This window comes from Photobacterium kishitanii, from assembly GCF_000613045.3.
GTDB classification, from domain to species: Bacteria; Pseudomonadota; Gammaproteobacteria; order Enterobacterales; family Vibrionaceae; genus Photobacterium; species Photobacterium kishitanii.
Genome location: NZ_LN794352.1, coordinates 253,169 through 275,731 on the forward strand (window position 1 = coordinate 253,169; position 22,563 = coordinate 275,731).

Consider the following 22,563-nt stretch of genomic DNA (forward strand, 5'->3'; position numbering starts at 1 on the left):
TCAACAAACTATTTCATTAAAATTGTAATACTTCTACATAAGTAGAAAAGTTTCAGTTTTCACGAACACAGTATGATAGTTATCAACTGTGATACCGAGTGGGGGAACCTCGGTATATCGTGCTGGATTTGATTTTTCAATTCCCAAAGTCAGAGGGTAACCATGATTAAGAAGATTGGTGTTTTGACCAGTGGTGGTGACGCACCTGGTATGAATGCAGCGGTTCGCGGCGTAGTTCGTGCAGCGTTGACAGAAGGTCTAGAAGTTTACGGTATTTATGATGGCTACCAAGGTCTATATAACAACTGTATTAAACAGCTTGATCGTCAAAGTGTCTCCGATGTGATTAACAAAGGCGGTACATTTTTAGGTTCAGCACGTTTTCCTGAATTCCGTGAAGTAGAAGTTCGTGAAAAAGCGATTGAGAACCTAAAGTTGCACGGTATTGATGCATTAGTTGTTATCGGTGGCGATGGCTCATACATGGGCGCGAAGAAGCTAACTGAAATGGGTTACCCTTGTATTGGTATTCCAGGAACAATTGATAATGATGTTGCTGGAACTGATTACACAATCGGTTACATGACGGCAATGAATACCGTTATTGATGCAATTGACCGTTTGCGTGATACGTCATCTTCTCACCAGCGTATTTCGATTGTAGAAGTAATGGGCCGCCATTGTGGTGATCTAACCCTAATGTCAGCGATTGCTGGCGGTTGTGAGTACATCATTACTCCTGAAACGGGTCTTGATAAAGATAAGTTGATCACTCACATCAATGAAGGTATCGCTAAAGGTAAGAAGCACGCTATTATCGCGATCACAGAGTTAATGACAGATGTTAACGCTCTGGCTAAATTCATTGAAGCTGAAACGGGTCGTGAAACACGTGCTACCGTATTAGGTCATATCCAACGTGGCGGTCAGCCAACAGCGTTTGACCGTGTATTAGCATCACGCATGGGTGCTTATGCCGTTGAGCTGTTACAGCAAGGTGAAGGCGGTCGTTGTGTTGGTATTCAGTGTGAAAAACTGGTTCATCACGATATTATTGATGCGATTGAAAATATGCGTCGTCCAGTACGTAACGATTTATACGAATTGGCTGAAAAGCTGTTCTAAAATTACGTTATTAAGCTACTGAAATTACTAAGGTCGATATTGATATCGGCCTTTTTTTATGACTTTTTATTGAGGTTGTGATTAGCGTTAATAAAAAGGCCACCCGTAGGTAGCCTTGATCTAATCAATCATGAAGAGAGATTATTTTTTTGCTTCAGCCGCTGCTTTTGCTATTGCTGCAAAGCTTTCAGCGTCAAGTGCTGCACCACCAACTAGCGCACCATCGATGTCTGGTTGTGCAAAGTATGCCGCAGCATTTTCAGGCTTAACAGAACCGCCGTACTGGATAACAACGTTCTTCGCAACATCTTCGCTCTTAGCGGCAATGTGTGCACGGATTGCTGCGTGGATGCGTTGTGCATCATCAGCTGTTGCTGCTTTACCAGTACCGATAGCCCAGATTGGTTCGTAAGCGATGATTGCACCGTTTAGCGCTTCAACACCTTGAGTGTTGATAACTGCGTCAAGTTGACGAGCACAAACTGCTACTGTTTCACCAGCTTCGTTTTGTGCTTCTGACTCACCAATACATAGTACAGGAGTTAGGCCGTTTTCTTTTAGGAATGCGAATTTCTCAGCAACGAACGCATCAGACTCGTGGTGGTATTCACGACGCTCTGAGTGACCGATGATGATGTGGCTTGCGCCGAATTCTTTTAGCATTTCTGGTGAGATATCACCAGTGAATGCACCGCTGTTGTGTAGATCAACGTTTTGAGCACCAAGAATGATTTTGCTATCAGCTTTGCTTAATAGCTGCTGTGCTAGATCTAAGAACATTACAGGTGGTGCGATTGCAACATCAACACCTTCAACACCGTTAAGTGCAGCATCAAGACCTTTAATCAGGCCAGAGACCATTTCCTTGCTACCGTTTAGCTTCCAGTTACCCATAACCACAGGATGGCGCATAGCTTTTCTCCAAATTTAAATGATGTAATTAACTTAACTGCGTAAAAATATACCAGTCGGAACTGAATTTTTACTGTCCAAAATCATTAATGTGCTCGGTTGTACCCTTTTCGAGACAAAAAGTGAACTACAAATAGAGGAATATTGCAATATATTCGTTTTTTTGTCGCTTTTTTGTAACGTTTTGGCTGGATCACCCGTCTTGGGCGAGTAATGATTTTATCATTTTAATGGCAGTATTTTTGCCTGTTGTTGCGGTGATTGTGATTGGAGTACTTGGCTGAAACGCTGTAATTGACGTTGTAATTCTTGTTGTAACAGAATGTTGGTATGGAGGGGGTTTTTGGCGTGGCTAATGAGTCGATCTATATGACTTTGTTGAGCTCGTAATCGCGGTTGCATCGCAGGGCTGGCTTGATTGATGGTTTGTTCAATTAGCCGCTGGCGTAATAATGTGAACTGTTGTGGATCTGTCGCTGCGAGGTGCACCAGTTGGTCAAAATTAGGCAGTGATTGCATTCGCTCGTTCTCCCTTACTCACATCCTCAATCTATAACGATAGTCGATGCTGAAAGGTAGCGTTAGTATCGCTGCTGAGAATGAGCCTGATGAGTCAGGCTCAGTTACACGCATTATTATAGGGCGGTTAGATTACCAATAATGCTCCATGGTAATTTGCCCCGGTGTTCGACGGAGGTTTTTGGTTAATCCTTTTGCTTCTAGAACCGCTTTAGTATCACGCACCATTTGTGGATTACCGCATAGCATAACTTGGCTGTGTTCAGCGCTGAGATATAAGCCGACATGGCGTTCTAAGAGGCCGTCAGCAATTGCTTGTGGAATACGGCCCGTTAAACATAATGGCGCCGGTTCACGACTAACAAATGGCTGCACAATTAATTGATCACCATATTGTTGCTTGAGGGCACTGATTTCAGCTTGGTAACTCAGATCTGCTGCATAGCGCACCGCATGAATGAGAATAATTTTCCGATATTTATGCCAGACTTCTTTCTGGCCTAAAATAGACAGATACGGCCCAATGGCTGTACCCGTTGCAAATAGCCATAAATGTTGACTATTGGCAATCTCTTCAAGGGTGAAAAAGCCGCTAGCTCGAGCTGATATTTGGACGGTGTCACCAGCTTGCAAGGCATGTAGCCGTGGTGATAGCAAACCATCAGCGACGCGAGTGGCATAAATCTCGATATCAGCTTGTTGGGGCGGATTAACAAACGAGTAGGCGCGTTGGATCAAGTTATCACCAATCATTATGCCAAGTTTAGTAAATTGCCCCGCTTTAAACGGCTCAATGTTCGCACGTAGCGATAAACTGAATAAATCTTGGTTCCAGTGACGGTTCGCAATAACTTGTGCAGGGATCCAATCAGCCATAGTGGCCTCCTCGTTATTTGGATGTTATTCGATAAGCACAGCGTCTTTGACCTGTAATGATATGCTCTTGACGTTGGATGAGTGTGCTGTTGCCTAATAATTGTTGAAAAATAGCCAGCTCAGACTGACAAAGTGATGGACAGCGGCTGGCGGCAAGACAAATAGGGCAGTGATTTTCAATTAATAAAAAGCCATTATCATCACAAATAAGTTCAGCCATATAGCCATCATGCTGGCGTAGTTCTGTCAGGGTGACCAGCTTACTTTTTAAATCATGGCAATCAGCGATAGCGGCCTGATAGTGATGTAAAGTCTGTTGTTCACGTTTAGCGATGATTGCTTGTAACCCTTGCTGACCAAATAAATCATTTACCGCATCGAGTGTTTGTACCGCAAGTTCACTATGGTGATCACTAAAACGGTGGTGGCCTTGAGATGTTAGCTGCCAATGGCGTGTTGGGCGTCCAACTTTGACTTTTACATCATAAGAATCGACTAACCCTTGTTCTTCCATCGCTTGTAAATGTTGACGAACCCCCATGGTAGTTAATTGGAATTTGTCGGCTAACACTTTAGCGGTAACAGGGCCATCACATTTGATGTGATAGAGAATTTTTTCAATAGTTTTCATAATCAGTCATCATTGCTGCTCTTATTATATTATGGGATCAGCTTATTAAATAAAGCAATATCTTTACAAAATAATAATGAGTTAAAAATAGGACTTCTAAGGTTTAAGAATGGAATAACAGTGGTTACTAAAGTAGGGCTAAATCAGTGGGTAATAGGCATAAAAAATGCACCGCAGTGCATTTTTATGCGTAACGTTGGAAGCGTTATAACGTATGTTGCTTAACGGCATCATCCTGACGGGTTAAGTCGTAGCTGGATTTGATACGACGCATTGTGCCGCATTGACCACTAATCAGCAGTGTTTCAGTGGTCGCAATATTACCTTGGCGTTGAATGCCTTCAACTAAATCACCTTTAGTGATGCCGGTACCTGCAAAAATAACATCATCACTATGAGCCATATCTTCAAGGCGGAGTAATTTGTTAGGTTCAATCCCCATTTCAGCACAACGACGGATTTCCATTTCACCTAAACGGCGATTTTCTTCAGTATCACCTTTTACATGGTGACGTGGTAGTAAACGACCTTGCATATCACCACCTAATGCGCGGATAGCGGCAGCAGAAACCACGCCTTCTGGTGCGCCACCAATACAATACATTACATCAACATCGCTCTCTGGCATACAAGTGAGAATTGACGCTGCGACATCACCATCAGGGAAAGCAAATACTCGTACTCCCATCGCGTGCATTTCAGTGATTAATTGATCATGGCGAGGCTTAGCAAGAATAGTTACGACGAGTTCACTCAGTGGCTTATTAAGTGCTTTAGCAATAGCGGCAAAGTTATCTGCTAATGGCTTATCAAGATCGATAACCCCTTTGGCTTGCGGGCCTACAACCAGTTTTTCCATGTACATATCTGGTGCCTTTAACAGGCTACCTTTTTCGCCTGCAGCGAGTACGGCCAGGGCATTATTTTGTCCCATTGCCGTCATGCGGGTACCTTCAATCGGATCGACCGCGATATCAACCGCACAGCCACCACAGCCAACGTGCTCACCAATATAAAGCATTGGAGCTTCATCGATTTCACCTTCACCAATAACAATCTCACCATTAATATTGGTGTGGTTGAGTAGGGTTCGCATTACTTCTACCGCAGCATTGTCAGCCGCAATTTTATCGCCACGGCCTAACCATTTATGGCCAGCAAGGGCTGCGCCTTCGGTAACACGAGCAAATGCTATTGCTAAATCGCCTTTCATGATAACTCCAGATATAGAAATTGGTGGTGTAAGGGTTTAAAAATTTAGCGTAAATTCTAGCATAATTGAGTTATCAACACGGTGGGAAATTAGATTGTCAACGTTGGCAGTTGATGATCTAACGCAACAGAATCAGCATTATATGTTGAGAGCAAATAAAAAGGCCTGCTATAACGAGCAGGCCTGCAATGGAATTAAATTAAATACTCTTACTCGTCGTCATCTTCTTCGTCAAATGCCCAACCTTTGGCGCACTCAACGGCACGTTGCCAACCACGGTAACGGCGATTACGTTTTTTGTCGTCGCTACAAGGGGTGAAACTACGATCTAATTGTGATTTATGTTTAAGCTCATCAATACTGTCCCAAAAACCAATAGCGAGACCGGCTAAGTAAGCGGCGCCAAGTGCGGTAACTTCAGTAACGACTGGGCGATGAACTTCAGTTGCTAAAATATCGGCTTGGAATTGCATTAAGAAGTTATTAGCAACGGCACCACCATCAACACGTAATATATCGAGTTTAATGCCAGAGTCAGCTTGCATTGCATCCAGTACATCACGGGTTTGGTAAGCGACACTCTCAAGGGTGGCACGAATAATGTGATTAGAGTTAACGCCACGGGTTAAACCCACAATAGCTCCACGTGCATACGGGTCCCAATAAGGTGCGCCTAAACCCGTAAAGGCTGGAACGACATAAACGCCGTTAGCACTACCAACTTTCTCTGCGAAGTATTCTGAATCGTTGGCATCACTGAGTAATTTAACCTCATCACGCAGCCATTGAATTGAAGCTCCTCCCATAAATACCGCCCCCTCAAGCGCGTAGGCGACATCGCCTTTAGGACCACAAGCGAGGGTAGTTAATAGACCGTTATGCGAAGTGACTTTTTCTTTACCGGTGTTCATTAGTAAGAAACAGCCGGTACCATAAGTATTTTTAGCTTGTCCTGCCGAGACACACATTTGGCCAAATAAGGCTGCTTGTTGGTCACCAGCAATACCTGCAATCGGGATTCGAGTGCCGCCTTTACCACCGATGTTAGTTTGGCCATACACTTCTGATGAGGCTTTGACTTCTGGCATCATTGATAAGGGGATATTAAGGGCGGCGAGTAATTTTTCATCCCACTGTAAGGTGTTGATATTAAATAACATGGTGCGAGAGGCATTAGTGTAATCGGTAACAAAAACACGGCCTTGGGTCATTTTCCAAATTAACCAAGTATCAACGGTGCCAAATAATAATTCACCCGCTTCAGCTTGCTCACGAGCCCCTTCAACGTTATCAAGGATCCATTTAACTTTGGTACCAGAGAAATACGGGTCAACCACTAACCCTGTTGTTTCACGAATATAATCAGTTAAGCCCTGTTGTTTTAATTCTTCACACATATCAGCGGTACGGCGACACTGCCATACGATAGCGTTATAAACGGGTTTACCGGTTTTTTTATTCCAAACAATAGTGGTTTCGCGTTGGTTAGTAATACCAATGGCTGCTACTTGATCACTACGAATGCCAGCTTTAGCAAGTGCCTCTACCATGGTGGAGCTTTGAGTCGCGTAAATTTCAAGAGGATCATGCTCAACCCAACCTGCTTTAGGGTAGATTTGAGTGAATTCGCGTTGTGACGAACAAACGATATTGGCATTGTGATCGAGCACCACTGCGCGAGAACTGGTTGTTCCTTGATCTAGCGCGACAATATATTTTCGTTCAGTAGTCATGATGAGTTCCTCGTTATCTTTATTATATGTATGTAGAGTAGGTATTGGCTAAGAGCGCAGTGGTTACTGGCTCCTAGACCTTATTGTTGGATAAAATATTATGCTTCAACCTTGGGTGTATCAGTATTACCTTCGCATTTATTCGGTAGAGTACATTTGTTGCCAGGCAGGTAAAGTCCGATGAATTTAGGGTAAGCCCAGCTACCAAAAAGTGCACCACAAATTGGCGCGAGAATTGGTACGATAAAGTAAGGAATATCTTTACCACCCGTCAGGGCAATGCTGTCCCAACCGGCAAAGAAAGTCAGTAGTTTAGGGCCAAAATCACGCGCTGGATTCATCGCAAAACCAGTTAGTGGACCCAGAGAGCCACCAATCACTGCAATTAATAAGCCAATCAACAATGGACCCATTGCGCCACGAGGAGCGCCATTTTTATCATCACCAATGGCTAAAATGGCAAACATTAAGACTGCTGTAATGGTGAATTCAACTGCAAATGCACCGCCAAAACTTAAAGAAGGGTGAGGAAAAGTTGAAAAAATAGAGGCGGTATCAAGGCTAGCAGCTGTGCCACGAATAATATTATGGCTGGTTTCATAATCATGAAAGAGGTTGCTGTATAAACCGTAAACTAATGCTGCAGCTGCGAAAGCACCTAATAGCTGCGCCATAATGTACGGCAACACTTTACGTTTATTAAAACCATGGAAACTGGCAAGTGCAATGGTAACTGCGGGGTTTAAATGGGCACCAGAAACGCCAGCTGTGACATAAATAGCAATGGCAACACCAAGTCCCCACATGATACTTATTTCCCATTGACCAAAGTCCGCGCCAGTTAACTTCATTGCTGCGACACAGCCAACACCAAAAAATATCAGTAATCCAGTACCGATAAATTCCGCAAAACATTCTCCGACGAGCGCATTAGGTTTGGAACTTGTCATTATTGTCAGTCCTTTTGATGGGTGATGTAGGGTTAGGGTATTTCGTTATTTTTATGCTCGATAATTTACAAGAGTTACTTTTTTTTAAAATAATAATGGCTCAAAAATGTGCGTTCGAGCGCTAATTATTTTCCAAAGTGAGCGTTTGGTGGCTTTTTATTGTCATCTAGAGAGGGTGAGATCATTGATCGTGACATTAATAATGCGCTAGAGCTGTTGGTTTTAGTGACAACGATGGAAGATAAAATCGCGGCGCTAAATTATCATGGTAATGTGGTATAGAATTTGAGAAAGTTCGCAGATATCGCATTATTGCTAGCTGGATGTGAAACGCAGTATTGAAGGTATTAAAGCGCTGAAAATCGTGCTTAAGGTCGTTGAATTTAGCTGTTTTTAACTGCTAAATTAGGTTGATATCAGCTTACTTTGCAAAAATCACATCAGACTTGTATGATTTTTATTCATTTACGCTAATGCAATGGAAATGTAGATGTCAGCGGGTCATTGCCTCGCTAGAATAGCGGGTAAGTAAATATATATAACCCTGCTCGTAGAAATTACCTTCAATTGTTAAGGTAAATATATGGGCATAGATCAGGTGAACAATATGTCTCTAGAAATGTTGGAAAAATTGGAAGCCAAAGTTCAAATGGCTGTGGATTCAATTTCTTTGCTACAAATGGAAATTGATGAACTAAAAGAAAAAAATGATAGCCTAGCTATGGAAGCACAAGAACTACGCTCTGGTCGTGAGAGTCTTGTTCAAGATAACGAAAAGCTACGTGGCGAGCATAACGTATGGCAAGATCGCGTACGTACGCTACTAGGTAAAATGGATAGCGTAGAATAAACGCATCTTTAGTTTAATATGATTATCAGCTCGGTATAGCATCTTGAATAGGGTGCTATGCCGAGCTGATATTTTATTGAGTGGTTATATATTTATAGCTATAGATTAATCAAGATCTAATGCTTCTGGAGATAAAATCACACCAGTATTATCAGCATAAATATGATCTTCAGGTAAAAATGTTACCCCACCAAAGTTTACTGCGACATCAATTTCACCAATGACTTGTTGGTCAGCACCAACAGGAATTGCGGCTAATGCCTGAATGCCTAAATCGAGTTCATCAAGCTCATCAACATGGCGCACGCTGCCATAAATGATTAATCCTTCCCATTGGTTTTCAACTGCCAATTGTGCTAAATCGATATCAATTAAAGCGCGGCGTAATGAACCACCGCCATCAACTAATAGTACTCGTCCAGTGCCTGCCTGAGATAAAACGTCATGAATAACGCCATTATCTTCAAAACACTTCACAGTCGTAATTTGACCGCTAAATGAACTGCGGCCACCGTAAGAGCTGAACATAGGTTCAACCACATCAACTTGATCGAGATAGATATCACAAAGTTCAGACGTATTATATTCCATGAGCAGGCTTCTTATTGGTAGCTGAAAACAAAAAGTGATTTGCTTAAATTATAACCAGTTGATATCGCATTGCAATTCGTATTCACTATTAGGCTAGCATCATACCAACTGCAAACAAAAGGTTGGTGATTAAAGCACATTTTACCATTGTTGCCATCATGGGTCTGAGAGCTGCACCATCGGTAGAATAGTACACTTGGCGACCATGATTAATCAGTAATGGTAAACTTAGAATAAATAACCATCCAAAGATGGATTTGACTTCTAACAGCGCAAATAAACAAAAACACACCACACTTGCAGTGAGTAATACCAAGTGATATTTACGTCCCCATTGTGGCCCCATACGTACCACTAATGTTTGTTTACCGCAGGCCTTATCATTATCAATATCACGCAGGTTATTGATATTTAATACGCCAACAGCTAATAAACCGCACGCAGTTGCTGGTAGCATAATTAATGAATCAATTTGTCCTGCTTGTAAATAATAAGTGCCAGCAACACCAAGCCACCCGAAAAAGATCAGTACTGATAGATCACCAAGGCCACGGTAACCATAGGGTTTATTTCCCACGGTATACGCAATGGAAGCGGCAATCGCTAGCAATCCGAGTACGAGAAACCCAACGATGTCATGCGGGTTTTTACACGAAATTAATATTAATGTTAAGCCACTGATTGCGGTGAGGATGATGTTAATAATCATCGCCTTGCGCATTGTCGCTGCAGAGACTAAACCTGATTGTATTGCTCGTTGAGGACCTAAACGATCATCGTTATCAGTGCCCTTAACGGCATCGCCATAATCATTGGCAAGGTTAGATAGTATTTGCAACAAAAGGGCGGTTAATAAAGCGAGCGCTGCAATGCTAGCAGAAAAACTGCCGTGCCATTCTGCCACCGCGCTGCCGCATACAATTGATGCGATGGCGAGGGGTAAGGTTTTTGGTCTTGCGGCATCTAACCAAATTGTCAGTGAAGAGGGTGAGTTCATAAATTAGATACTTAAAGTGAATATTGAAAAGGTATTATGGCGTAAATTTGGTCATGCGCAAATTTATCCCATCAATGTTTGTTAAAGAACAAAAAAAAACGGTGCGATAGAACGCACCGTTTTTAGAGTTAATAACTGTCTTTAGTTTGATTATAGGATGAAGCGACTAAGATCTTCATCTGCAACAAATTCGCCTAGGCGTGTTTGTACATAAGCATCATCGATCAGGAATTTCTCACCAGATTTTTCGCTAGCATCATAAGAAATTTCTTCCATTAAGCGTTCCATCACAGTGTATAAACGACGTGCACCAATGTTTTCGGTGCGCTCATTTACCTGCCATGCCGCTTCAGCCAAGCTATCGACACCATCAGCGGTAAATTCGATATCAACAGACTCAGTTGCCATTAGCGCCACGTATTGTTGTGTTAGCGATGCTTTTGGCTCAGTAAGGATACGTTTAAAGTCATGGCTAGTCAGTGCTTCTAGTTCAACTCGAATCGGTAAACGACCTTGTAGCTCTGGAATTAAATCTGATGGTTTGGCGACTTGGAATGCACCTGATGCGATAAATAAAATATGATCAGTTTTAACCATACCATGCTTAGTCGAAACCGTACTGCCTTCGACTAATGGTAATAGATCACGTTGTACACCTTCGCGAGAAACGTCAGGACCTGATGATTCGCCACGCTTACAAATCTTATCGATTTCATCAATAAAAACGATGCCGTTATTTTCAACAGCAAAAATAGCTTGTTCTTTAAGTTCTTCTTGATTAACCAGTTTAGCGGCTTCTTCTTCAGTTGCTGCTTTTAACGCATCTTTGATTTTCATTTTGCGTTTTTTACTGGTGTTGCCAGCAAGGTTTTGGAACATACCTTGCAACTGGTTGGTCATTTCTTCCATACCAGGAGGCGCCATGATTTCAACGCCCATTTGTGGTGCTGCAACGTCGATTTCTATTTCTTTATCATCAAGTTTGCCTTCTCGTAATTTCTTACGGAAAGATTGACGGGTGGTTGATTCGGCTGGCGCTTCTTCGTTTTTACCCCAAGCATCACGTGCCGGTGGTAATAGCACATCAAGAATACGCTCTTCTGCTAATTCTTCAGCATGGAAGCGTACTTTTTCAGTGGCTTGTTGATGGGTCATTTTTACTGCCACATCGGTAAGATCGCGAATAATCGTTTCGACTTCCTTACCCACATAACCAACTTCAGTAAATTTGGTGGCTTCAACTTTAATGAATGGCGCATTAGCCAGTTTCGCTAATCGGCGTGCTATTTCAGTTTTACCGACACCGGTAGGACCAATCATCAGAATATTTTTAGGGGTTACTTCTACTCGCAGCTCTTCAGGAAGCTGCATACGACGCCAGCGGTTACGCAGTGCAATCGCAACCGCTCGCTTGGCTTTGTCTTGACCGATGATATGGCGGTCAAGCTCATGAACGATTTCGCGAGGAGTCATATCAGACATTGCAACTTCCTTACTTAGTTTCTAGTTCTTCAATAGTGTGATTGTGGTTGGTAAACACACAAATATCACCGGCAATATTCAGCGCTTTTTCAGCAATTTCACGCGCGCTAAGATCAGTATTTTCTAATAATGCAATGGCTGCGGCTTGGGCGAAGTTGCCGCCAGAACCAATCGCAACTAAATCATGCTCTGGTTGCACCACATCACCATTACCAGTAATGATTAATGAACCCGTTTCATCTGCGACGACTAATAATGCTTCTAGCTTACGTAGAGCACGATCGGTACGCCAATCTTTAGCTAATTCAACCGCAGATTTTAATAAGTGGCCTTGATGCATCTCTAACTTACGTTCAAAACGCTCAAATAAAGTAAAGGCATCAGCGGTGCCGCCAGCAAAACCAGCGAGTACTTTATCGTTATAAAGACGACGAACTTTGCGAGCGTTGCCTTTCATTACGGTATTGCCAAGTGACACTTGACCATCACCAGCAATTACGACTTTGTCGTTACGACGAACAGATACAATAGTTGTCACGTTAAATCCTCTTTGATTTAGCTCCGACGTTAGCCGGCATCGTTAATGGTAATAGATCTGGGGATAGTAATGTGGCTTTTCAAGGTGCGGGGTGACAATTGCTTAGTGTCGAAGGTTAACAATAGCATTGATAAAAAAGGATGCCACTAAGGCATCCTTGATTGTTATCTATCGTGGTTATGATTATTCCCAGAACCAAATTGCACAAGGGCTAATGCCGTGTTGTTGTAATTTATTCTGATCATCCATTGCTAGACGTTTATCTTTATAAGGCCCAAGAACAACTCGGAACCACGTTCCTTTGTCGTTAGTTGAGACTTTTATTTGACTGTTTAAGCCTTGAAACGCAATGGTTGCTCGGCGTTCATCAGCTTGGGCTTGGCTATGGTAAGCACCACATTGTAGTAGATAAGGTTTAGTTGGCTTATCCTCAGCAATAACTTGCTTAGGCGTTAATACTGGCACAATAACCTTTTTATTTTCCAATTCTTGAATATAGCGCCATTTTTCTTCAGGTTTTGGCGGTAAGGCGTTGGTATTGGCTTTCGCTGGTTGCGGCTTTGCAATAATGGCCGCAGGTGTGACTGGTGCTGTTTCAGGAACATCAGTGCCTGAAAGGAAAAATAAACCTGCAATCAGCCCACACACTAATATAACAGCCAAAGCAGCCCACTTGGTTGAAAAACCAGTTGTCGGTGCCTTTTTGCCTTTAGGGTTGGCTTTTGCCTTTATTGGCGCTGGTTTTGTTGAGCGCCCGCGTTTCACATAATCTTTAGTAGCCACAATATCGACAAATTAGTTGGGAAGATAGACAGTACTCTATGTTACAAAGTTGGATTGATCCTGACCAGTTATTATCGCGGTTTCGCTGATAATTAACCCCATATTACGACAAAGATGATCGGTTTTATGATCTCGGTACGGTAACGCGTCAAATATGGGGAGGATCAATTAGCGACTTGGTGGCGCTGCACTTTCACGAATGACTAGTTTCGCATCCAGTAATCGTGAACCTGCCTGAACATCTTTACCTTTGAGTAATTCAAGTAACATTAACATTGCCTGACGACCTATTTCATAACGCGGCTGTGAAACTGTTGTTAACGGTGGATCGCAATATTCTGCAAATTGAATATCATCGAAACCAACAATAGAAATATCATGTGGTACTCGTAAACCAAGCCGTTTAGCTTGTTGCATCGCGCCAATAGCCATTACATCTGAATGACAAAATAATGCCGTTGGTGGTTCTGGTAACGCAAGTAATGCGGTAATAGCGCGCGCGCCTGCTGCAAAGCTGAAATCACCTTTAATGGTGTAGGCTGGATTTAGAGTGATCCCTGCACGACGCAGTGCCTGCTGATAGCCTTGTTGACGGAACTGAGATAGGGCTGCTTTATCTGGGCCTGTGATTTGAGCGATCCGTTTATGACCCATCTGAGTGAGATAATTGACTGCATCAAAAGCGGCGGTGAGATTATCAATATGGACCGTTGGCAATTCAAGTTCTGGTGCATATTCACATGCCATTACTAATGGTGGCAGGTTTTTTTGTTCAGGTTTACTGACGTCAAATGGTAAGTTATTACCTAATAACAACATGCCATCTGCTTGCTTAGTAAACACTAAATTAGCAAATGAGTTTTCTCGGCGTTGTTGTTGGCCGCTGTCACCCAGTAACACTAAATAACCATTTTCCATCGCCGCTTCTTCAATACCACGAATAATTTCAGTGAAATAAGGATCACAGATATCCGGCACAATAGTTACGATAGTTTTCGATTCATTGCGGCGTAGGTTACGTGCAAGTGAGTTTGGTGAATATCCAGCTTCCATTACGGCTTGCTCAACCTTTTTCCTAGTTGATGCCGATACTTTTTCCGGGTTCATTAGCGCGCGTGAAACTGTCGCGGTTGATACCCCGGCTAGCTGGGCAACGTCCTTCATTGTCGCCATAGTGCTTTCCTCTTTGCTATATCTCTCTAGTGTAGAGCTGGTTATCTGTGACAAAAAATATTCAGATATACTTACCAGCTAATCGTAACCGACTGAAAACAGTCAATTCATATTCATATTGTAGAATGGATGCAGAAGCTGAAACTTGCTTCCAATAGCATAAATTACATTCGCTATGTGAACTGCATCGCATTGTCTAGTTTAAGTTAAATCTTGCGGTTCGACATCAATTGACCAGCGAATTTTTTTGGCTAAAGGTAAAAGTTGGATCGCTGGTTTAGCAATAGTAAGCATTTGTTGCAGTTTCTTGCGATTAGGTATTTGTAAAATGAGTTGCCATCGAAACCGTCCTGCACGTCGAGCAAGAGGGGCTGGGTTAGGTCCTAAGACACAACAATCTTGGTCGTAAACTGGACTTGCTTCAAAAATGGCGCGAATTTGTTGTAAAAATTGACATACTAAATCACTGTCATTGGCTTCGGCGCGCAGTAACACTAAGTGAGTAAACGGCGGTAATAATGCTTGGCGACGTTCAGTTAATGCAGCCTGAGAAAAAACACCATAGCCTTTATGTAGCAATGATTGTAGCAGCTGATGCTCAGGATGATGGGTTTGTAATAATACCGCACCGGGTTTACTGGCGCGTCCTGCACGACCTGCTACTTGAATAAATAACTGTGCTAATCGTTCTGAAGCGCGAAAGTCATTGCTGAATAAAGCACTATCAACATCAATGAGTGCAACTAAAGTGACATTTGGAAAGTGATGACCTTTGGCTAGCATTTGGGTGCCGATTAAAATTTGATACTCATTGTTTTTAATCGCTTCTAAATAGTTTTCTAGTGAGCCTTTACGACGAGTGCTATCGCGATCAATACGTACCGTTTTAAATTCAGGAAATAACTCTGCCAGTTGTGCCTCAAGTTGTTCGGTACCGACACCAACCGGTAGCAGTTGGGTTGAGCCACATTGTTGGCATTGGTGCATAATTGGTCGCTGAGTCGCACAGTGGTGGCAGCGTAACTCACCAGATTGTTGATGGAGGGTGTAATAAGCGTCACAACGATTACACTCAGCGATCCAGCCACATTCATGACACATCATTGCTGGTGAAAAGCCACGTCGATTAAGAAACAGCATTACCTGATTACCCGCATTGAGGTGTTTGCGCATTTCAGCTATCAGTGGTGCGGATAAACCTGCGTTTAAATACAAGCCTTTGACATCAATTACCCCATGACGTGCTGCGCTCGCATTACCCGCTCGCTTTGAGAGGGTTAAGTAATGGTATTTACCCGTTTGCGCATTATGTAAGGTTTCAAGTGCTGGCGTCGCTGAGCCTAATATAATGGGAATATTTTCTTTGTTAGCGCGCATTACTGCCAGATCTCGAGCGTGATAACGCAGACTGTCTTGTTGTTTATAAGAGGCATCATGCTCCTCATCAACAATAATAATCCCAAGGTTAGCAAAGGGAGTAAACAGTGCCGAACGAGTACCGATAATGATCCCAGCTTGGTTATCACGTCCAGCAAGCCATGCTGTCATGCGTTCACTATCATTTAAACCAGAGTGCACTGTTTCTAAAGGAACATTAAACCGGCGCTTAAAGCGGTTAATGGTTTGCGGCGTTAAGCCGATCTCAGGTACTAAAATAAGTGCTTGTTTACCCGCGGCTAAAATAGGCTCGAGTAGATTGAGATAAACTTCGGTTTTACCTGAGCCCGTTACACCGTCTAACAGATAACAACCAAAATTGGGGTTGCTGTTAACGGTGGCGATAGCTAATGCTTGTTCTTCATTTAAACGTGGTTTCTGTTCGGTAATAGCAAACTGCGGTTGCCACTGTAGTTGCTTTGGCTGATGTTGTTGTTCGCTGATCCAGCCTTTTTGCATCACGGCTTTTAAAGTAGCACTGCTAACATCATGGCTAAGTAAACTATCATGACTAAGTGGGCCATTGCGCAATAGATTTAGAATTTGAGCTTGTTTAGGCGCGCGTTTTAAACCATTGAGTGGTTGTTCACGACCAGTATCAGTGAGTTGCCAATATTTTAACGTCGCCGCAGAAGCTTCTCGACCTTTACGCAGTAATGCTGGCATCGCATTGGCTAAAGCATCACCTAATGGATATTGATAATAACTGCTGGCCCATTTTAATAGTTCAAATAATGCCGGTTGCCATAATGGCTGATTATCCAATACTTGTTGAATGGGTTTTAATTGTTGAATTGGGAAATCAGAATCATTACCGATAGCAACTACGATCCCCACCAATCGCTGTCGACCAAAAGGTACCAGTACGCGCCCACCAATGACGGGGGTAGTGTTAGGTTTGATTAAATAATCAAAGTTTTTGTCTAATGGGACAGGTAAAGCAACGCGTGCTATTGGGTGGGTCATATGTTATCGCTTTAATTGAGCTTGTACTAAATAGTAACAGATCGAGTGATATTGGATAAGTACTGCAATTTAACGACTATTATTTACTGTTTTAGTTGTAAATAAAAGAACGATAAAAACAATGTCTGAGTTGATCTATGGGGAATGATTGATTACTATACGCCGCCTGATTTGTCGTAAATCTACGACAGACTATTTTATTAACCACGTGTGGTGCCCGGCTTTGGATCGGGAGAGCGACACGGCCTTAACTTGAGGTTTCCCCATGAAACAAGGTATCCACCCAGAATACAAAGCAGTAAACGCACGTTGTTCTTGTGGCAACACTTTCGTATTTAACTCTACTATGAGCAAAGACGTTAACCTTGACGTATGCGATAAGTGTCACCCATTCTACACTGGTAAGCAACGTCAAGTTAGCTCTGGCGGTCGTGTGGACAAATTCAACAAGCGTTTTGGTGCGCTTGGTAGCAAGTAATTACTTGCCAACTGAATTTAAAAAAAAGGGATGCGCAAGCATCCCTTTTTTTATGGCATAAATTTACCAGATCTAAAAAAACCAGCATAAAAGCTGGTTTTTTGCTATCGCATGTACGTATTATTCATTAATGTCTTCGTAGCTTATTCCCATCGCTTCCATCAATGCTTTGGCTTCGGCAGGTAGATCATCGGGGTGATCTTTACGAATATCATCATCAGTCGGTAGCGGTTGGCCCGTGTAAGCGTGCAAGAAAGCTTCACAAAGGAGTTCACTGTTGGTCGCGTGGCGCAGGTTATTGACCTGACGACGGGTACGTTCATCAGTAAGAATTTTGAGAACCTTTAATGGAATAGACACTGTAATTTTTTTTACTTGTTCATTTTTCTTACCGTGTTCTGCATAAGGGCTAATATATTCGCCATTCCACTTTGCCATGTTTTACCTTCTCAGCGATGTTTAATTAATGATGATAACAATGTCGCGATGACGGTTGTTAGTACATAGTCATGATAGGCGGCGATATTACGTGAACATCGTTAGTTTGTCCTCTATCGCGGTATACAACTGTTGCTAGATCACGACTATTTTTTTCAATAACTGAATTTTAGCGGGATTTACTGCTATAAGCAAAGACATATGGACGTCTGGAAGTGTTGACGTCTTGTTTTGATGTGGTTAAGGTTGTGTAGCCACTATTATCTATTTTCAGGGATCAGCCCCTTTTTATAACAAGGAACGTTATCATGAGTGACAAGCAGCTTGCGACAATTGCAGTCCGTACCGGTATTGATGTTGACTCACAATACAATGCTGTAGTGCCCCCAATCTATTTAACTTCGACTTATAGTTTTCCAGCACTCGGCGAGCTACCGCAGTACGATTACTCACGTTCAGGTAACCCAACCCGTAACACATTAGCTGATGCTTTGAGTGACATGGAAGAGGGAGCTGGTGGGGTGGTGACCAGTTGTGGCACTGCGGCAATGAATTTATTAGTGTCTGCGTTGCTCGGCCCCAATGATCTGCTCGTTGCCCCGCATGATTGCTATGGTGGTAGTTATCGGTTATTCAGTACTCGCGCTCACAAAGGGGACTTTAAAGTGCTGTTTATTGATCAATCTGATCCCGATGCATTGGCCGCTGCTTTAGCACAAAAACCGACCTTGTTATGGCTTGAAACACCGTCTAACCCATTGCTACGGGTGATTGATATTAAGGCGATTAGTCAGCAAGCACAGGCTGTTGGCTGCCAAGTCGCGGTTGATAACACTTTTCTATCGCCGTTATTACAGCAACCGCTGTCTCTTGGGGCTGATTTTGTGGTGCATTCAACCACTAAATATATTAATGGCCATTCTGATGTTGTCGGTGGGGTGGTCATTGCCAAGCAGCAAGCCGCTGCTGAAGATCTAAGTTGGTGGGCCAACTGTATTGGCGCGACTGGGGCGCCGTTTGATGCTTATTTAACCCTGCGAGGCCTACGCACTTTAGCGCCTAGAATGCGAATGCATGAAGAAAATGGTGCCGCCGTATTAGCTTATTTGCAGCAACAACCTCTGGTTGGCACTATTTATCATCCGAGTTTACCAACCCATCCCGGACATGAGATTGCTAAGCGCCAGCAGCGTGGTTTTGGCTCAATGATGAGTTTTGAATTTGCCGGTAGCTACCAGCAACTTGAATTATTTGTAAAAACGCTGCAATTATTTTCATTGGCTGAGTCGTTGGGGGGCACGGAAAGTTTAATTGCCCATCCAGCTTCAATGACTCATCGAGCAATGACTGATGAAGCTCAACGCGCAGCGGGAATTTCAACTGCTTTACTGCGCTTATCCGTTGGTCTCGAAGATCCTCGTGATTTAATTGCCGATCTTACTCAAGCGTTCGCCGTTGCAGAGGATCTATGCTGATGAAAAAAGATCTGCGCCAGCTGCATAAGTTTGGAGGTAGTAGCCTTGCCGATTCACAGTGTTATCGGCGAGTGGCTGAGATTTTAGGCGCTTATTCTAAGAATCATGATTTGGTGGTGGTTTCGGCAGCAGGTAAAACTACTAATCAACTGTTATTGTGGCTAGAACAATTGGTTACTGATGGTCGCTTAGCCCATGCCACTTTATTATCAATTCGGACTTTTCAACAGCAGTTAATCACTGAATTATTAGAGCCAGAGCAAGCACAATCATTACAGCAGCAGCTATATGCTGAGTTAGCCTTAATCGCTAAGTGGGGTGAATCACCGCTGACGACTGAGGTTAAAAATGCGGTTTTAGGCCATGGTGAATTATGGTCAGCGCGATTATTAGCAGCGTTACTTAATCAGTATCAATTAGCGGCAGTCGCAATAGATTCGCGGTTATTTTTACGTGCCGATCATGCCATTCAGCCTGAAGTAGATAAGGTTTTATCACAACCATTATTACAGCAGTTATTAGTGCAGTATCCTCAACAACGATTAGTGATTACGGGTTTTATGGCCGCTAATCAATATCAACAAACCGTACTTTTGGGACGTAATGGCTCTGATTACTCTGCCACTATGGTAGGGGCTTTAGCTGCGGTTGAACGGGTGACTATTTGGAGTGATGTTGCAGGCGTATATAGTGCCGATCCGCGTAAAGTGACCAATGCATGTTTGTTACCTTTATTACGGTTAGATGAAGCTAATGAACTTGCTCGTCTTGCTGCACCTGTATTGCATAGTCGTACATTACAACCCGTTGCACAAAGTGCGATTGATTTAACGTTGCGTTGTAGCCATCAGCCAGAATCAGGTTCAACTCGGGTTGAACGTGTATTAGCTTCTGGGCGTGGTGCTAAAATTATTTCATCATTAGATGATGTCTGTTTGATTGAGCTTGGTGTTCCGCAAGGTATGGCGCTGACGTCGATACAGCATGATGTGCAGCAGTTGCTCGATCGGGCGCAATTACAACCCTTGGCTAAAAAGGTCGATCAAGGTAAACGACGGATTATTTTGGCGTATACCCAAGAAGTGGTAAACAGTGTCTTGAGTTTATTACAAGACAGTGGCGTTGCTGCTGAATTGCGTTTACGTGAAGGTTTTTCAATGGTAGCAGCCGTTGGCGCTGGAGTATTGAACAACCCTAATCATTGTCATGGTTTCTATCAGCAATTAAAAGGATTGCCGGTTGAATTTATGACAGAGGCAGAATCCGGTTTAAGTTTAGTGGCGGTATTGCGTGATGTTGAAACTGATAAGCTAGTTAACGCTATTCACCAAGCGCTATTTCAAGCTCAAAAAAGTATTGGGATTGTATTGTGTGGTAAAGGCAATATTGGTAGTCATTGGCTGAGTTTGTTTAGCCGTGAAAAAGCCGCTCTTGAACTGCGACATGGAATGCGTTTTAGTTTAATTGGTATTGTTGGGCAACAGCAGTGCTGGCTCAATAGTCAGGGGATTGAACCTCAAACGGCACTGGAGCAATTTCCACAGCATGCGGTTGATTACCAGCTGCCGCAGCTATTATCTCAACTTGCAGCTGTTGATTATGATGATGTGGTGATGGTGGATGTTACTGCTAGTCATCAGCTGGCGGCGTTATATCCACAAATTGCGTTAAGTGGATTACACCTGATTTCTGCTAATAAAATCGCCGGATCAGCGGCGACGACTGAGTATCAGATGGTCATCGATGCATTTGCCAAGAGTAGCCGTTATTGGTTATATAACGCCACTGTTGGTGCCGGCTTACCAATCAACCATACCGTACGCGATCTCCGTGAAAGTGGGGATTGTATTTTAGCGATATCAGGCATTTTTTCTGGAACGTTATCGTGGTTATTCCAGCAATTTGATGGTAGCCAACCTTTTTCTGAATTGCTAGAACAAGCATGGCAACAAGGGCTAACTGAACCCGACCCTCGCCATGATCTTGATGGCAGTGATGTGATGCGTAAGTTGATTATTTTAGCGCGTGAATCTGGGTTTGAGATTGAGCCACAGCAGGTGCAAGTGGAGTCATTAGTACCATTGAGTTTACAAGCGTTAAGTGTTGATGCGTTTTTTGAACAAGCCACGGAGCTTGATATATTGTTGGCTGAAAAGTTGGCCTGTGCTGTTAGTGAAGATAAAGTATTACGTTATGTGGCGCGGTTAGATCGTCATGGTAAAGCGTATGTAGGATTAGAAGCGCTACCGAGTGAACATGCACTGGCTAATTTATTACCGTGCGATAATATTTTTGCGATTGAAAGTCAGTGGTATCGAGAAAATCCATTAGTGATTCGTGGCCCTGGGGCTGGGCGTGATGTCACCGCTGGTGCGTTAATCTCTGATATTAATCGGTTAGCAACTATGCTGTAGAAAGTAGTGCTATCACTTATACGTTGATGTATTAATGATGATATTGAATCGTAATAAAAGCCGCAGTGCTAAGCTGCGGCTTTTTTATTTGATAATGGCTTAGTTGATAGCGATTGCGCTATTTTCATTGTCCATATCTTTAAGTTCAGCTAATACTTCTTCAGCCCATAATATCCAAGCTTGGCGGTTATGCAGACCACGGCGCAAGGTTAAACGGTCGAGACGTTGTTGACGATCCATATTTTTGTAATCACCAAAATGAATTTGTTCTAGCTCTTGATAATGACCAATCAGAATATGTGATTCATCAATTAAAGCCTCAAGTTGCTGCTGCATCGGTAATGAATTGTGGATACCACAAATCAGTAGCTTCGCAGAAAACTCATCGCGAGTAGTGGGATTACGTGCTGGCTCTTGGAACCACTCAAATAAAGCCTGTCGACCAAGATCGGTAATAGAATAGACTTTACGATCTGGCTTGCCATCTTGAGGCTCAAGACGACAGGTTACTTGATCGTTAGTTGCCATTTTATTTAGTTCACGATACACCTGTTGGTGACTCGCCTTCCAAAAATAACCAATACTGTGTGAAAATTCTTTGGTTATATCGTAACCAGTTGCTTCGCGGGAGCTAAGCACTGTTAAAATTACATGTGGTAGTGACATCTCTTCTATCCGTTAAATATATAAAATAAAAAAACACAATAGGGCTTAGATTATGTAACGCTTCAAACGACGTTTTTAATTTATAATCGTGCTATTGCACTGCCTAATTGCGGTTGCATAGAATATCATTAATTGACTCAATATCGATACTTCTAGTTGAATTATCTGTTAATGAGGCGTTTCAATTCATTATCTTGTGAACTTGCGCTAAGTTAATTTAGCCCTAAAAAATACCAACCTGATTGAAATCTATTCATCTTTTCTCATATTTGCACTTTATCTATCTTAGACCTTATAGGCAATATAGTGCTGTATC

The 22,563-nt window shown here is 42.7% G+C and carries 22 protein-coding genes; 6 read left to right on the forward strand and 16 right to left on the reverse strand.

Annotation, left to right across the window (positions count from 1 at the left end; genetic code table 11):
- Positions 1 to 162: 162 nt before the first annotated feature.
- Complete coding sequence (pfkA, locus tag PPBDW_RS01375) at positions 163 to 1,125, forward strand: 6-phosphofructokinase (RefSeq protein ID WP_036789415.1); 963 nt, start codon at positions 163 to 165, stop codon at positions 1,123 to 1,125.
- A 141-nt stretch (positions 1,126 to 1,266) separates the two neighbouring features.
- On the opposite strand, the gene tpiA is transcribed toward pfkA, so the two are convergent.
- The 7 genes from tpiA to PPBDW_RS01410 all read right to left on the reverse strand — a co-directional run bounded on the left by tpiA (position 1,267) and on the right by PPBDW_RS01410 (position 7,959).
- Positions 1,267 to 2,037, reverse strand: a complete 771-nt coding sequence (gene tpiA / locus PPBDW_RS01380; RefSeq protein WP_036789417.1) for a triose-phosphate isomerase — start codon at positions 2,035 to 2,037, stop codon at positions 1,267 to 1,269.
- Positions 2,038 to 2,259: 222 nt separating this feature from the next.
- Positions 2,260 to 2,556 (reverse strand): DUF3135 domain-containing protein, encoded by a 297-nt coding sequence (locus tag PPBDW_RS01385; RefSeq protein WP_036789432.1) that lies wholly within the window; start codon positions 2,554 to 2,556, stop codon positions 2,260 to 2,262.
- Positions 2,557 to 2,688: 132 nt separating this feature from the next.
- A complete protein-coding gene (locus PPBDW_RS01390; protein WP_036789435.1) occupies positions 2,689 to 3,432 on the reverse strand; it encodes a ferredoxin--NADP reductase in 744 nt (247 codons plus the stop codon).
- Between the two features lie 13 nt (positions 3,433 to 3,445).
- A complete protein-coding gene (locus PPBDW_RS01395) occupies positions 3,446 to 4,063 on the reverse strand; it encodes a helix-turn-helix transcriptional regulator (RefSeq protein WP_036789439.1) in 618 nt (205 codons plus the stop codon).
- A 205-nt stretch (positions 4,064 to 4,268) separates the two neighbouring features.
- The gene (gene glpX / locus PPBDW_RS01400; RefSeq protein ID WP_036789442.1) at positions 4,269 to 5,276 is read right to left on the reverse strand and encodes a class II fructose-bisphosphatase; all 1,008 of its coding nucleotides are present in this window, start codon (positions 5,274 to 5,276) and stop codon (positions 4,269 to 4,271) included.
- Between the two features lie 209 nt (positions 5,277 to 5,485).
- Entirely contained in the window at positions 5,486 to 7,009 is a 1,524-nt protein-coding gene (glpK, locus tag PPBDW_RS01405; RefSeq protein ID WP_036789444.1) for a glycerol kinase GlpK, read from the reverse strand.
- A gap of 98 nt (positions 7,010 to 7,107) precedes the next feature.
- Positions 7,108 to 7,959 carry an MIP/aquaporin family protein gene (locus PPBDW_RS01410; RefSeq protein ID WP_036789447.1) on the reverse strand — a complete coding sequence of 284 codons (852 nt, stop codon included), beginning with the start codon at positions 7,957 to 7,959 and terminating at the stop codon, positions 7,108 to 7,110.
- Between the two features lie 159 nt (positions 7,960 to 8,118).
- On the opposite strand from PPBDW_RS01410, the gene PPBDW_RS22850 reads away from it, so the two are divergent.
- Entirely contained in the window at positions 8,119 to 8,241 is a 123-nt protein-coding gene (locus tag PPBDW_RS22850) for a hypothetical protein (RefSeq protein WP_268801566.1), read from the forward strand.
- A gap of 325 nt (positions 8,242 to 8,566) precedes the next feature.
- Complete coding sequence (gene zapB / locus PPBDW_RS01415) at positions 8,567 to 8,809, forward strand: cell division protein ZapB (protein WP_036789682.1); 243 nt, start codon at positions 8,567 to 8,569, stop codon at positions 8,807 to 8,809.
- Between the two features lie 105 nt (positions 8,810 to 8,914).
- Here the strand turns inward: zapB and rraA are convergent, their stop codons facing one another.
- The 7 genes from rraA to priA all read right to left on the reverse strand — a co-directional run bounded on the left by rraA (position 8,915) and on the right by priA (position 16,776).
- Complete coding sequence (gene rraA, locus PPBDW_RS01420) at positions 8,915 to 9,400, reverse strand: ribonuclease E activity regulator RraA (protein WP_036789448.1); 486 nt, start codon at positions 9,398 to 9,400, stop codon at positions 8,915 to 8,917.
- An 88-nt stretch (positions 9,401 to 9,488) separates the two neighbouring features.
- Complete coding sequence (locus PPBDW_RS01425; RefSeq protein ID WP_036789449.1) at positions 9,489 to 10,397, reverse strand: 1,4-dihydroxy-2-naphthoate polyprenyltransferase; 909 nt, start codon at positions 10,395 to 10,397, stop codon at positions 9,489 to 9,491.
- A gap of 150 nt (positions 10,398 to 10,547) precedes the next feature.
- A complete protein-coding gene (gene hslU, locus PPBDW_RS01430; protein ID WP_036789450.1) occupies positions 10,548 to 11,879 on the reverse strand; it encodes an HslU--HslV peptidase ATPase subunit in 1,332 nt (443 codons plus the stop codon).
- A 10-nt stretch (positions 11,880 to 11,889) separates the two neighbouring features.
- Complete coding sequence (gene hslV, locus PPBDW_RS01435) at positions 11,890 to 12,417, reverse strand: ATP-dependent protease subunit HslV (RefSeq protein ID WP_036789451.1); 528 nt, start codon at positions 12,415 to 12,417, stop codon at positions 11,890 to 11,892.
- A gap of 183 nt (positions 12,418 to 12,600) precedes the next feature.
- Positions 12,601 to 13,200, reverse strand: coding sequence for an SPOR domain-containing protein (locus PPBDW_RS01440; RefSeq protein ID WP_036789452.1), 600 nt, complete (start codon positions 13,198 to 13,200; stop codon positions 12,601 to 12,603).
- Positions 13,201 to 13,368: 168 nt separating this feature from the next.
- Complete coding sequence (gene cytR, locus PPBDW_RS01445; RefSeq protein WP_258179295.1) at positions 13,369 to 14,418, reverse strand: DNA-binding transcriptional regulator CytR; 1,050 nt, start codon at positions 14,416 to 14,418, stop codon at positions 13,369 to 13,371.
- Positions 14,419 to 14,574: 156 nt separating this feature from the next.
- On the reverse strand, positions 14,575 to 16,776 hold the full coding sequence (priA, locus tag PPBDW_RS01450) for a primosomal protein N' (protein WP_036789454.1): 2,202 nt from the start codon (positions 16,774 to 16,776) through the stop codon (positions 14,575 to 14,577).
- 265 nt (positions 16,777 to 17,041) lie between these two features.
- On the opposite strand from priA, the gene rpmE reads away from it, so the two are divergent.
- A complete protein-coding gene (gene rpmE, locus PPBDW_RS01455; RefSeq protein WP_036789455.1) occupies positions 17,042 to 17,254 on the forward strand; it encodes a 50S ribosomal protein L31 in 213 nt (70 codons plus the stop codon).
- A gap of 120 nt (positions 17,255 to 17,374) precedes the next feature.
- Here the strand turns inward: rpmE and metJ are convergent, their stop codons facing one another.
- Positions 17,375 to 17,692, reverse strand: coding sequence for a met regulon transcriptional regulator MetJ (gene metJ, locus PPBDW_RS01460; RefSeq protein WP_036789456.1), 318 nt, complete (start codon positions 17,690 to 17,692; stop codon positions 17,375 to 17,377).
- A 308-nt stretch (positions 17,693 to 18,000) separates the two neighbouring features.
- Between metJ and PPBDW_RS01465 the strand changes: the two genes are divergently transcribed.
- Both PPBDW_RS01465 and PPBDW_RS01470 read left to right on the forward strand, forming a co-directional pair.
- Positions 18,001 to 19,167 (forward strand): O-succinylhomoserine (thiol)-lyase, encoded by a 1,167-nt coding sequence (locus PPBDW_RS01465; protein WP_036789457.1) that lies wholly within the window; start codon positions 18,001 to 18,003, stop codon positions 19,165 to 19,167.
- A complete protein-coding gene (locus tag PPBDW_RS01470; RefSeq protein ID WP_036789458.1) occupies positions 19,167 to 21,581 on the forward strand; it encodes a bifunctional aspartate kinase/homoserine dehydrogenase II in 2,415 nt (804 codons plus the stop codon). Before PPBDW_RS01465 ends, PPBDW_RS01470 begins: the two co-directional genes overlap by 1 nt.
- A gap of 99 nt (positions 21,582 to 21,680) precedes the next feature.
- Here PPBDW_RS01470 and PPBDW_RS01475 read toward each other — a convergent pair whose 3' ends face one another.
- A complete protein-coding gene (locus PPBDW_RS01475; RefSeq protein ID WP_036789459.1) occupies positions 21,681 to 22,247 on the reverse strand; it encodes a PadR family transcriptional regulator in 567 nt (188 codons plus the stop codon).
- Positions 22,248 to 22,563 lie beyond the last annotated feature (316 nt).